The sequence below is a fragment of the Brevibacillus fluminis genome (assembly GCF_003710825.1).
Taxonomy (GTDB): domain Bacteria; phylum Bacillota; class Bacilli; order Brevibacillales; family Brevibacillaceae; genus Brevibacillus_D; species Brevibacillus_D fluminis.
On the sequence record NZ_RHHQ01000027.1, the window covers coordinates 38,526 to 50,301 of the forward strand.

The following is an 11,776-nucleotide window of genomic DNA, read 5'->3' on the forward strand; positions in this document are numbered from 1 at the left end:
CTCTTCACAAGATTTGACCACTTCCTTACCTCAATAACGATATAGTTTCTCGAACATACCACCCCCTTTCATCGAACGATCGATAAATTCCATATAAACCCAAAACTCTTTAATGCCAACTAATCTCCCTTCTGCTAAATTCTATAGCCTGGCCAGAAGGCTCAAAGTCAACACAAACAGCTGATATTTCACCTTTACTAGTTGTCTTAAAAAATACTGTTATTGGATTGCCAGAGTGGGTTATTTCGAAACTTTCACAATTATTGCGTTTCAATTCTGACCTTACGCCTTTAAAACTCATTATTAACCTATCCTTACAGCTTTCAATCTCCAATGTACCATAGCCCTTATTTTCATATTGTCCTACATAGTCCTCCAGATGCCGTGATGAATTGGTTTCAAGCTCTCGCTTTTCTTCTAGAGGCTTATTATGATTACTCTTATTGGCATGCATTACTTTTTTCCTTGCTAGATATCGGGCTGGCCAGTCAGTTTCAGGGTATCCGAGAATCAAATCATAAATCATATCCGCCATGGCGATATGCAGTGATGTGTTTTCTAGATTTGATAATAGAACGATCCCAAGTTTTTCATTTGGCATAATCGTCTGGAATGAGGAAAAGCCATCAATACCCCCTGAGTGTTGAAAACAAAGGTGTCCACGGTAAGGTTGCAGTACCCAACCGAAGCAGTATGCAGACAAGGGCATTTCTCTAAATGCGTTTTCCAGAGGTGTTGGGATTAACGTCCTGGGTTTATGAATCTCTTTCATGATTTGTTCGGAAACCAACCTTCTTCCCATGTATTCCCCTTTTCCAATCGTAAAGGAAAGCCATTTTGCCATATCTTGCACCGATGAATGGACTGATCCGGCACCAACTGCATGATCATTATTTGCATAGCTGATCTGTTCGATTTGACCATCTATTTCTTTATATGGCAGAGCCTTATTTTCATCCTGAATAAGATCTGCCAAAACAGCTGATGTGTGATCCATTCCTAAAGGCTCAAATACACGTTTTTTGATAAAAGTCGCCCAAGGCATTCCTGTTACACGCTCGATTATATAACTCGCTGCAATATACATGAAATTATTGTATTCATACATCGTTCGAAACCCTTTATTCGGTTTTAGATGAGCTATACATTCAACAAGCTCTTTTGTCGTCTTTCGAATGATCGGCCTTTCAATCAGAGCGGCATCATGGCATGGAACCCCTGTTCTGTGAGATAACATATCTTCTAACGTGACATTCCACGTAGCATATGGATCATACATGTTAAACTCGGGGACATAATTTACTACCGGTATATTCCAATCAATTTTACCCTCATCTTTTAATAGGCCAAGGCATAAAGCCGTCATCGATTTGGAAAGTGATGCGATTGGATAGCGTGTCTGAGGGTCTGGAGGTAATCTGCGATGTAAATTCCTGAAGCCGAAGCAGCCTTGGTAGATGATGTTCTCCTCTTTGACCACAGCTAAACTTAAACTAGGCACATGATATTTAGTAAGCTCTTTATGAATGAATGGTTCTATTCCAAGAAGGCGGTTATCCATCATAGATTTCCCTTTCACCGTTCTAAACCGAATAATTGGGAAATGGCAAACTCCGCTGACAAAACAACCTTTTCAAAAAAGTCAAAATCGAGCTTGTCGATTGTGTCGGCGGGTGTATGTTCAAAAAAGTAACGCATTTCACCACCTGTGTCCGTTAAAAATAAAGCTGGTATGCCCTGCTTCCAGAAAGCTGCATGGTCGGATAGTAAAAGGTATGGTGCTGCATAAGCTGTTTCCTCATAGTTGAAAGGAGCATTAACAAAAGCATAGGGCAACTCAACCTTTTTAGCTCCATGTAGATAAGACTGAGAAAGCAGATTCGAGCCGGGACTGCCAATCGCCACAATAAAGTTGCCTGACTCTTTTTCCATGTCAATGTTAAAGGTTTCGACTCCGGACATCATTTCAGGGGGCATCGGGTGCGAGTGTGGCCTGCTTGAAGCATACGCTACCGGATCGAAGTTAATAATCCCCAGGCATTCTGTAAGCTCGTCACGATGCCTTTCCACCCATCTGCTGGAACCGTTGAGAGCACGTTCTCCATAACCCATGGGGTCTTTGTATTTTATGCATTCCGATAGGCAAACCTCATAAAATCTGCGCATCTGTGGTGAAATTTGCTCTTTGACAGATTCGTAAGCTGTTTTAAACTTCTCACCGAAGGAAACGGCCTTCTTCCTTGCATTGGCAAAAGCCTCCTGAAAAAGTCTGCTGTCATTTTGATAGGCTAAAGTAGTATAAAACCCTTTACTGTCCTTTACTCCCATTGTTTGGGATGTATTTATGAGGATATCATCAAAAACGGGATTCCCTTCCTCCAATGAGAAAAATAGCAATCGAAGGTTAACCTTACCCCGATGTTTTGCAAAAATCTCTGCAAGGCAGAGCAACGCCGCTACCGCTGAGCCATTGTCATTCGCTCCCGGCGAGTTGTAGACCGTGTCATAATGGCTGCCGAGCAAAAGTACGGGGCCATGTTCGTCAGTACCGATCCGGGCGTCGATATTGTAAAAAGGCTTGTCAAAGCCATCTATAGTAAACTCCTCGCAATTTACTTCATCACACAAGTTGTCAAGCTGGGCGAGGATATAGTCCCTTGCACGAGTAAGCCCATCGTAATTTGTTATTGGGTGCTTGACCCCCTGGATATTGAGTACATGCTCATATAGTTTGTTCTTCATTGCATACTTCCCCCTCATCATATTGATAAACCCATTGCCCCTGATCGATTATGCGTGTGAGTTCCCCATGTTTGACACCCGATATCACCATATTGCATGAATCGTACATAAAATCCATGTGCAGGGGGGAAAGATTGCCGCCATGAGCCAAAAACTCCTCGTCGGTCATTTCCTCACCGCCTTTTATATTGCTTCGATAGCCAGAGCCGAAGGCAAAATGGCAGGAAGCATTTTCGTCATAAACAGGTTCGTAAAAATATACACCTTGGTCCTTTACTCCCGAATTGGAAACCAGTGCAAATTCCCCAAGATTTTTGGCACCTGGCATTGAACTCAGCCAATCTACGAACTCGGCAGCAAAGTCTTCATCGGGACTTTCAACCTTTGTCAACTCTCCATTATGGAAAAACAGAGTATGCTCATCCACTGTTCGGTTAATGAAATAAGTCCGGTGCCGGTTGGTTAATCGGCCGTTAACCCCGTCCCGTTTGGGTATGGTATAAACCTCCTCTGTGGGAATATTGGGGATAAAATCGCGCCCGTTTGGTCGGGAATGAGTACCGCCCTGCCAGAGGTGATTGACTGGCAACTCAATCTCCAGCCAAGTATCTGGGCCGCTCACAACGATCTTCTCAAAACCTGCCAGGTCAAGAGCCTGTTTCCGTTTATTCAGTATCGACATTCGGTCGTTCCAGAACTGAACGGGGTTTTCCCGGTCTAGATAAATAGCACGGCTCATTTTGTCCCACAACCGTTTTATCCGTACTTCCTCCATTTCATCAGGAAAAACAAGACTAGCCCATTCGGAATTAGGCAGTGCTCCTAAACAATAGGCAACCTTGTTACCCTGGACATAATAAAATATCCTGCCGAAGTCTTGCCGGTAATACTGGTTGCGAAGCTTTAACTGTTCAGGTGAGAGCTGGGAGAATATCCCGAAGCGGGTAGAGCGCAATACTAAAAGCCTGGCATCGTTTTGAATTTTTTTTTCGATTTCATCGAATTGCTCGTCAAATAACCATCTATACTTGTCGGTTCTGCCGGAAAGATAGTGGTCTCTTTCTTTTTCTTGATCCTCATAAAAAATATTGACTGCTTTTGCCCCTGCATCCTGAGCAGTCCAACGCAAAAGCTCCCCAAAACTTTTGTAATATTCAGGTAATATAACAACCAGTTCGTCACCTTTTTTAATCTTTAACGCAGCATTTACCAATACATCGGCATACTGACCGCTATAACGCAGGTCATCCATGTTACTTCCTCCTTTTAATTATCCGATTATAGTTGTAATTCCCGAATCTTCGCGCGGTTTCGTTCCGCTTTCTCTTTGGTTATCCTTAGCTTCCATATGATAATCAAGACCGAGGTTATCACAAATATGGCCGGGAATACGCTGATTTGCAAACGAATCCCCAATATCGCGGTTTCAGATTGCGCAGCCGAGCCTGCCACAAAACCGAATGCCGTATGCACCACAAAGAATATAAGTGCCTCAAAAATACGCACGGTACCGCTTATGGTAAAAAGTGCCGCACTATAAAGTGGCTCATCGCGCCTGCCAGTACGTGCTATTACTTGCTCATATACATCAGATTGGAAGTTGCTCGAGTTAGCGTCATAAAAAGCCTGAGCTGCCGAATAAACGATGATCAGCGCGAAAAGGGAAATGATGTTGGTAGCAAAGAAAAGTAACATCGTACTGAATGCCAATCCAGAAACGGATAGGACGGTAATTTTATAATTATCACCTATTTTGTTTCCCACCCATGTGAACAGAGGAGTGAATGCAACGGTGGCTAAGAAGAAGACCGTTCCGACCATGGAGTTTAGGGCCATATCAGATTTCAATACATAAATGACTAAATACACTGTGGAAGCTGGTACGATTGTATCGCCGACAGCTCGCCCAATTGATGCGAATGCATAAAGCATCAGGTCCTTCTGCGCCACCATAAAGCGAATAGACTCAAAAATATTATAGGAATGGGTATTTTCTTTGAGCCTCTTGTCACGTTCGAGTTTTTCAGGTGATTCCCTTAGAGAAGGGAAAGTAGCCAAAATGGCGATTAGCCCGATCAGTGCCATAAGAATAGCAGCCTCCGTGTATGTTCCCACTTGCCCGGTTTTAATAATGAGTGGAGGTAAAACAACACTTATCAGTACTCCGACAGTGCCAATCATGACCTTAAAAAACTGACAGGCCCGGCGATCCTTATCGCCTCGAAAAATATCTACAAACACAGATGACATCGTCATGTTCATAAAGCTCATCGCAAAGTGATAAAGGGTAGAAACGATCAAAAGTTTCGCGAATAGCATGGGCTCGCTTAGTCCAAAGGAGTCTGTGAACATCAGGATGTAAGATACGATAAAGATGATCATTCCGCCAAACAAAAAGGGGCCTCCCCACCCATATTTTGTAACTCTCCGGAATTTATTGATAATGTAGCCAGTCAGTAAATTCCCAAATATCATGATGATGCCGAAAATGGTCATTGAAAGAGACACCCATGCCGATCTGAGTCCCAGCTCCGTTTCATAAAAGAAATAGAAATAGGATCCCTGCATGACCGTCACTGCGTTATAACCAAAACCGTAAAATGAAAAGGATATTTTACTTTTCAAGCTGGAGGTCGGCTCCTCTGGAGCTTCATGGATTACACTCAAGGTATTCACTTTTATTACCATTCCTTTCGCTCCCTATTTTTCTGAATAACAACCCTCGGGTGCGAGCAGCACTAAGTTCAAAGCTATTATTACGGAAAGATAGCGTGCAAAGAGATTCAAAAAGGCAGATGAACTCGCTGTCTGATTTTGCTATGCATGTAAAAACTCCTAATCTAGCGTGACGCAACAGGATTCCACCCATTGTAGCCTCGACTTCGAACACACCGTTTGTTTCATGACAATAATATAGGCCGCAAAGTTCATGAATCCGTTCAGGTTCAAGTGTAATCGTATTCAATTTATCACTGCGTATCGTCTTGCCTAAGGCGTTGATCAGAATATATCCGTCAAAAAGAAAGAAATGGTATCCCATTTGAGGAGCGACGTATTTGTTTTTCTCAACATGCTCCATCGGGAAGGTCTCCCTTGGCGTGAGTAACTGGTAGCCGTCACCCTGCTTTTTCAGCTCAACTACATAGCTGTCCAATATGACATATCGTCCCTCCGCATTGCCGGAATAGTCCAAAAGCTTCGGCTCAGGCAGGGATGGGATATTGCCTCCATAATTTGTTGGAGTACAGTTTTGTCCCGAAATGATGCTGGCAATTGTAAAGCATGCCTGGTTTAGGTCAACCGCTGCGTTATTTGCCGTGATAATAAGCTCAAGCTCAGCCTCAGGGAAAACCATTAACGCCGCCCGGTAAGCTCCGGTAGATCCGCTATGCTCAAAATATCGGAGTCCACTATGGGTTTTTGAAACATAAAGCCCCATGCCGTAACCAGTCTCAGTGCGGTTGTCGAGCACTCCGCTTTCCTGCATTTTTCTCAGCGTTTCCGGCTTGCATATAATAGGAGCAAGATAATGTGCTGTCCATTTGAGCAAGTCCGCAGGGTTGCTGATGATACCACTGCTGCCCACCACTTCGCTGCTGACAAAGGCCTTTTTCCACTTCCCCTGGCCATCGTCATAATAGCATTGGGACATATTGGGGACTATTTCGGTATAATCATCCAGCCAAAAAGTGTCCTTCATATCAAGAGGATCAAAGATATTCTTCCGTGCGAACTCTCGAATACTTTCTTTCGTCACGGCTGTAACGATTTCACTAAGCAGGAAATACCCTGTGTTGCAATAGGAGAAGTCGCTGCCTGGCTTAAAGCTTAACGTCCTTAGGCGTTTTGTGTAATTCCGTATGTGTTCATTCGTGGAAATATCATCAAAAAGCAACCCGCCGAAAGAGTATAAGTTGTACAATTCACGAATGCCTGAAGTGTGGTTCATAAGCTGCCGGATGGTTATCGAACACTCATATGGCATTAGCCCAGGAATGTATTTTTTCACGTCATCATCGATGTCAAGAAGCCCACTCTCTTCCAATAGAAGGATGCAAAAACATGTGAATTGCTTTGATGTTGAGGCAATGTGAAAGAGCGTCGATTTCGTAACGGGAATTTTGTTTTCCATGTCGGCTAATCCGTATGCTTTTTCGAACACCAATTCACCCTTCGATCGTATAGCCACATAGCCCCCTGCTGTATCTTCTTTCCATCGTGTAAAAAGTTTGTCGATCTTTTCCTCCATGAGTACTCCTCCATACATTTAGTAACGCCACATCTGATCAATACGATCATAGGATTCCATCCGCAAGTCTTCTTTTTCTTGTTTCAATACATGTTTTGCAATTCTTTCAGACGGTGTAAGCGGTAATGAATCCTTCAGTTCCCAGTATCTTGGAATTTTGAATGAAGCGAGCTTTTGTTCGCAATACTGAATGATATTTTGTACATACTCATCTTTATCAGGTACTGGTTCAGAGGAAACGATATATACTTTCACCTCTTCCCCTCTTAATTCGTCGTCTACCGAAATACATGCTGCCAGGTTCACACATTCGTGAGTCATAATAGCTTCTTCCACTTCAACAGCGGAGATATTTTCACCACCGCGGCGGATCATGTCTTTTTTTCGTCCCACGTAATAGAACATGCCGTTCTCGTCCACCCTGACAAGGTCTCCCGTATGGAACCATCCATTTCGAAACACCTCCTTCGTAGCTTCCTCATTTTTATAATAACCATCCATCATTCCGATCCCTCTAATAACGAGCTCACCAACTTTTCCTCTGTCTACGGAAAGATCATGATCGTCAACTACCCGCGCTTCACGGCCAAATGCAGGCCTTCCGAGTGCCCCTGTCCCAATATACTGGTCATGCTCTTCTGTTGTCATCGTTAGATCATAGCCTGTTTCCGTCATTCCGAATATCTCAAACCATTTTACACCCCATCTCGTTTCTAATTGATGGTGGAGGGTTGGTGGAATTGCTGAACACCCAACAAATCTAACACTATGATTACGCTCAACTTCTGATTCCGGCATTTTAAGCAACAAGGCTGGCATACTGCCAAGACAATAGAAAAATGTTACATGATATTCACGGACCTTCTCCCAAAACAACGACGGTCGAAATCTTTCCAAGACAACCAAAGTAGCTCCGGTAACAAGCGACACAATGGTATTCCACTGAGGATCAATATAGTAATAAGGCTGAGCCGTTAATAAAATGTCGTTTTCATCTAATCCAAAAAATGACGCTTGCGATGCCTTTATCCCGATATTCATCCAATAATAGTGAGAAAGCATACATCCCTTTGGACGACCTGTGGTTCCGGAAGTATATTGAATGTTAACTACTGAATCAGAAAAGACAGGTGTCTTTGGAAACTGGTATGTTGAAAGCGATTGCATAACATCGAGAAAATAATAATCTCCCAGATCATTTGGAGCATCAACTGTCATGATTTTGTACGAAAGTCGGTTTTCCTGACGAATGTTGTATAACATGTCAACTTTTTCTGAAGTCGTTACAACCAACCTGGCCTCCGAGTGGTCCAATATATATCCAGCATCATACGATTGGTAGGTAAAGTTAATGGGAACCATAACAGCTCCAATGGATCCAATCGATAACCAGGTTAAGGGGAACTTTGGGATATTCGGGAGCATTAATCCAATCTTGTCATTTTTCTGGATTCCAAGATGATGGAAAACGGAAGAAATCTTACCTGTCTGTTCATACATTTCCTTGAAAGTGATTTTTTCACCTGTATTATCAAAAATCAGAGCGTAGCGATCACCCCACTTTTGAGCAGCATTCTCCAGCAACGCACGAAAATTCATTGTTGATACATCCTGTGAAACTGCCATGTTATACACCATCCCCATTCTTTATCATGATCCTATTCCCAGCAGGTTTCTGGCATTTAATGACGCTAATTTTGCAAGCACATCTTGCTTTAAACCGATTTCATTCCATTCTTTTAAAACCCTTTCATAAGACATCACGGGCCAATCTGTACCAAACAAAATTTGATCTGCAAGTACATTATTCATTAATTGATATAATGGGTCCCACCCGGTTCCAGGGCGACCTACATATTTAGGAGCAATGCCGCCAAATTCGATAAAAACATTCGAATGCCTTCTAGCTACTGCTACCATCTCATTTATCCACGGCCACCCTCCATGGCAGGCTATGATTTTCAGATCAGGGAAATCGCAAGCAATTTGGTCAATAAATAACGGCGAGTTCTTGCTTATTGGATGTTGTTTGGAATAGTGCACCCCCGTATGAAACGATACAATCAAATTCAGCTCTGAGGCAGTCGCATAAAGAGGATATAGCCTTGGATCAAGTGGATCTACACCAAAAAATACAGGCTGTAAATTAACTCCTTTCAAATGAAACTGATGAATGGTTTCAACTTGTTTCACTAATTTCATCGGCCGTAAATCATTCATCGACGTTGTTCCGAATCCAGCAAATGTCTGAGGATGTGTGGATACAACTTCATAAACAGCTTCATTCAAGGCATCTGCCATTTCGCCATATTCGTATTCTGGATGAATGACAGCAAATTCTACAGCATTGTCTTTCATCTCCATCATTAATTCGTCTAACGTCTTTGCCCCTTTGCTGATTACTTGCAGCACCTCATCATATCTTCCGTACACTTCCTGGTGGGACGATAGTTTTGGACGTAAATTCTCAGGCAGTCGGACACGCACATCAATGATCCCCATTCTTATCCCCCTACGTTCTTATTATCATTTAAGTGATGCAACCATTCGATAACCTAATTCCTTATACTGATTGGCAATTTCTTCAATCGTAAATCGACCACCCTCGACATACCAATGTGCAACACCTGTGCACATTTCCATAAGAGCATAGGTAGCGAGCCTTACATCCTCGTAGGTAAAAACCCCTTCGTTCTTCCCTTGCCGTAATACCTCCAGCCAAATCTCTTCGTATTCCCTTCTCATATCCCGGATTTTTTGTCGATCTTCTCCATCAAGCGAACGATATTCTGTATCAATAACCAATGCAGCAAGCTGTTCCTGGCCATGGTTAATCACATGGATCCGAATGAGTTCCTTTAATTGGTCTTTAGGATCACGTAAATGGATCAGTCCATTTTTCGCATCCATAATCAGTTTGTTCAAACCTTTTTCAATGATTTTAAGCAACAGGTGTTTTTTACTTTCGACATAATAATACAAAGCCGATGAAGTTAAATTCGTTTCAGACGCAATATCGCGAATACTTGTGGCAGCATATCCTTTTTTTGAAAATAGACGCAATGCGACTTTGATAATAATATCCTCTGTTATCTCCATGCCTATCACCTTTCAGTCCATAAATGTTAGGAAGTTTACAATTATTTTATCAATCGTTCGATAAATTCGCAATATTTATTTTTTTCAGATCGATCGATAAAAATCGTTAGCTTTTGAAAAATGAGTTGTAGACTGATCCATTAAAAGAAACAGCGGCGGACCAAGACTTGAAAAATAAAGTCTTCGATTTTGCCGCTGGTGTCATTCAACAAACGTACCCTTCAGGTTATTGTGATGTAAGCCTACTGTTCCTTAACGGACGGAATTGGAGACTAAACCGGATCTGTCGGCGCAAAACGGTATTGGCTTGCTTGTTCGTAGGCGTAAGCGAGACGGAAAAGCGAAGGCTCGCTGTAGGCGGTTCCGACGAAAGTCATTCCCTGTGGCCCTTTGGTCGTATAGCCGCCTTCGGTGATGATGCCTGTCTCTGCGTACCCGCCCGGTACGGTAATGGCAGGATACCCCGCACGCGCGGATAATTCAATCCCTTCCTCGTTGCCTAGGAACAGCAGCGCGTCCAGCCGATGTTCGCGTATCACGTGGTCGATGCCTTGGTCACGGGATAACTCATGGTTAAGGCGTAAACTCTCGGCGTACACCTTTTCAGACAATGTGCCGCTTGTTTCATTCGACCAGATCAGCGTGTCTGCCCATATTTAAGCGCGACGTCGCGATTCTCTTCGTTATAGGCTATGAGTTCATCTAACGACCGAACGAATGCGCCGGGGCCAGCTTTAGAGAGATAGTCGTTCAGTCCTTTTTTGAATTCGAACTGCATCACGTCCCAGTCCCACTTCGCACTCTCGCATGGCAACGATACCGGGTCTACGACGATCGCCCCGCGTTCCTTGCACAAGGTGATCGCCCGCTCGATAATCACCACCCGGGCTTTGTCCAATCCTCGATAATAATATTGTGGAACGCCAATTCTCGCGCCTTGCAAACCGTTCGCGTCCAAGAAAGGCGTATAATCCGTATAGGCTATTCGCCTATTCTCTAGCATAGCCGCATCTTCCGGATCTGCCGCCGTCATGGCCGCGAGTAAGATCGCGGCGTCCCTGACCGCACGCGTCATCGGACCGGCCGAATCTTGGCTATGTGTAATCGGAATGATTCCTGTACGACTAACGAGCCCGATAGTCGGTTTTATACCGACGATGCCGTTTTGTGAGGACGGGCTGATGATCGAGCCCGAAGTTTCTGTGCCAATGGCAGCGGCACACAGATTCGCGGCAACCGCCGCGCCAGAGCCCGAACTGGAGCCTCCTACAAACAACTCGCCGGGCCCATAAGGATTAAGCGTCAGACCGCCCCTGGAGCTATACCCCGCCCACATCGTGCCCGACATAAAGTTAGCCCATTCCGTCATGTTTGCCTTACCAAGGAATACACATCCCGCAGCCCTTAATTGTGCGGCCACGGCCGAATCCTTTGGAGCGAAATGTTCAGCAAGAGCAACCGAACCGGCACTAGTATGCATGCGGTCACCTGTATCAATATTGTCCTTGAGCAAGATCGGGATGCCGTGAAGCGGTTTCGAACAACAGTGGTCATAGCATAATCACATGTACGGATTTTCCATAATAAATTTAAAGCTAAATTTCAGTCATTTTTAAACACAAAGAAACCTTGCTACAGTAAAGTGAACTGTAGCAAGGCAGGGCCAACATAAATTACAGTCGGTGA

General features: G+C 43.7%; 8 protein-coding genes and 1 pseudogene. All 9 read right to left on the bottom strand.

Annotation, left to right across the window (positions count from 1 at the left end):
- Positions 1–109: 109 nt before the first annotated feature.
- Positions 110–1,564 carry a serine hydrolase gene (locus EDM56_RS28405; RefSeq protein ID WP_122921316.1) on the bottom strand — a complete coding sequence of 485 codons (1,455 nt, stop codon included), beginning with the start codon at positions 1,562–1,564 and terminating at the stop codon, positions 110–112.
- 11 nt (positions 1,565–1,575) lie between these two features.
- On the bottom strand, positions 1,576–2,742 hold the full coding sequence (locus EDM56_RS28410) for a M28 family peptidase (protein ID WP_221176012.1): 1,167 nt from the start codon (positions 2,740–2,742) through the stop codon (positions 1,576–1,578).
- Positions 2,723–3,994, bottom strand: coding sequence for an aminopeptidase (locus EDM56_RS28415; RefSeq protein ID WP_122921318.1), 1,272 nt, complete (start codon positions 3,992–3,994; stop codon positions 2,723–2,725). Before EDM56_RS28415 ends, EDM56_RS28410 begins: the two co-directional genes overlap by 20 nt.
- A 26-nt stretch (positions 3,995–4,020) precedes the next feature.
- Positions 4,021–5,430, bottom strand: a complete 1,410-nt coding sequence (locus EDM56_RS28420) for an MFS transporter (RefSeq protein WP_122921319.1) — start codon at positions 5,428–5,430, stop codon at positions 4,021–4,023.
- Positions 5,393–6,991 carry a serine hydrolase domain-containing protein gene (locus tag EDM56_RS28425; RefSeq protein WP_183192628.1) on the bottom strand — a complete coding sequence of 533 codons (1,599 nt, stop codon included), beginning with the start codon at positions 6,989–6,991 and terminating at the stop codon, positions 5,393–5,395. Before EDM56_RS28425 ends, EDM56_RS28420 begins: the two co-directional genes overlap by 38 nt.
- 18 nt (positions 6,992–7,009) lie before the next feature.
- Complete coding sequence (locus EDM56_RS28430) at positions 7,010–8,617, bottom strand: AMP-binding protein (RefSeq protein ID WP_122921321.1); 1,608 nt, start codon at positions 8,615–8,617, stop codon at positions 7,010–7,012.
- A 24-nt stretch (positions 8,618–8,641) separates the two neighbouring features.
- Positions 8,642–9,493, bottom strand: a complete 852-nt coding sequence (locus tag EDM56_RS28435) for an amidohydrolase family protein (protein WP_122921322.1) — start codon at positions 9,491–9,493, stop codon at positions 8,642–8,644.
- Positions 9,494–9,517: 24 nt separating this feature from the next.
- Positions 9,518–10,090 carry a TetR/AcrR family transcriptional regulator gene (locus EDM56_RS28440; RefSeq protein WP_122921323.1) on the bottom strand — a complete coding sequence of 191 codons (573 nt, stop codon included), beginning with the start codon at positions 10,088–10,090 and terminating at the stop codon, positions 9,518–9,520.
- A gap of 272 nt (positions 10,091–10,362) precedes the next feature.
- A pseudogene (locus EDM56_RS28445) lies at positions 10,363–11,621 on the bottom strand (amidase family protein); the annotation flags it as partial.
- Between the last annotated feature and the right edge of the window lie 155 nt (positions 11,622–11,776).

Excerpts from the sequence above, each read along its gene's own strand:
- EDM56_RS28405 (WP_122921316.1), bottom strand. The coding sequence starts at position 1,564 with ATGATGGATAACCGCCTTCTTGGAATAGAACCATTCATTCATAAAGAG.
- EDM56_RS28410 (WP_221176012.1), bottom strand. The coding sequence starts at position 2,742 with ATGAAGAACAAACTATATGAGCATGTACTCAATATCCAGGGGGTCAAG.
- EDM56_RS28415 (WP_122921318.1), bottom strand. The coding sequence starts at position 3,994 with ATGGATGACCTGCGTTATAGCGGTCAGTATGCCGATGTATTGGTAAAT.
- EDM56_RS28420 (WP_122921319.1), bottom strand. The coding sequence starts at position 5,430 with ATGGTAATAAAAGTGAATACCTTGAGTGTAATCCATGAAGCTCCAGAG.
- EDM56_RS28425 (WP_183192628.1), bottom strand. The coding sequence starts at position 6,991 with ATGGAGGAAAAGATCGACAAACTTTTTACACGATGGAAAGAAGATACA.
- EDM56_RS28430 (WP_122921321.1), bottom strand. The coding sequence starts at position 8,617 with ATGGCAGTTTCACAGGATGTATCAACAATGAATTTTCGTGCGTTGCTG.
- EDM56_RS28435 (WP_122921322.1), bottom strand. The coding sequence starts at position 9,493 with ATGGGGATCATTGATGTGCGTGTCCGACTGCCTGAGAATTTACGTCCA.
- EDM56_RS28440 (WP_122921323.1), bottom strand. The coding sequence starts at position 10,090 with ATGGAGATAACAGAGGATATTATTATCAAAGTCGCATTGCGTCTATTT.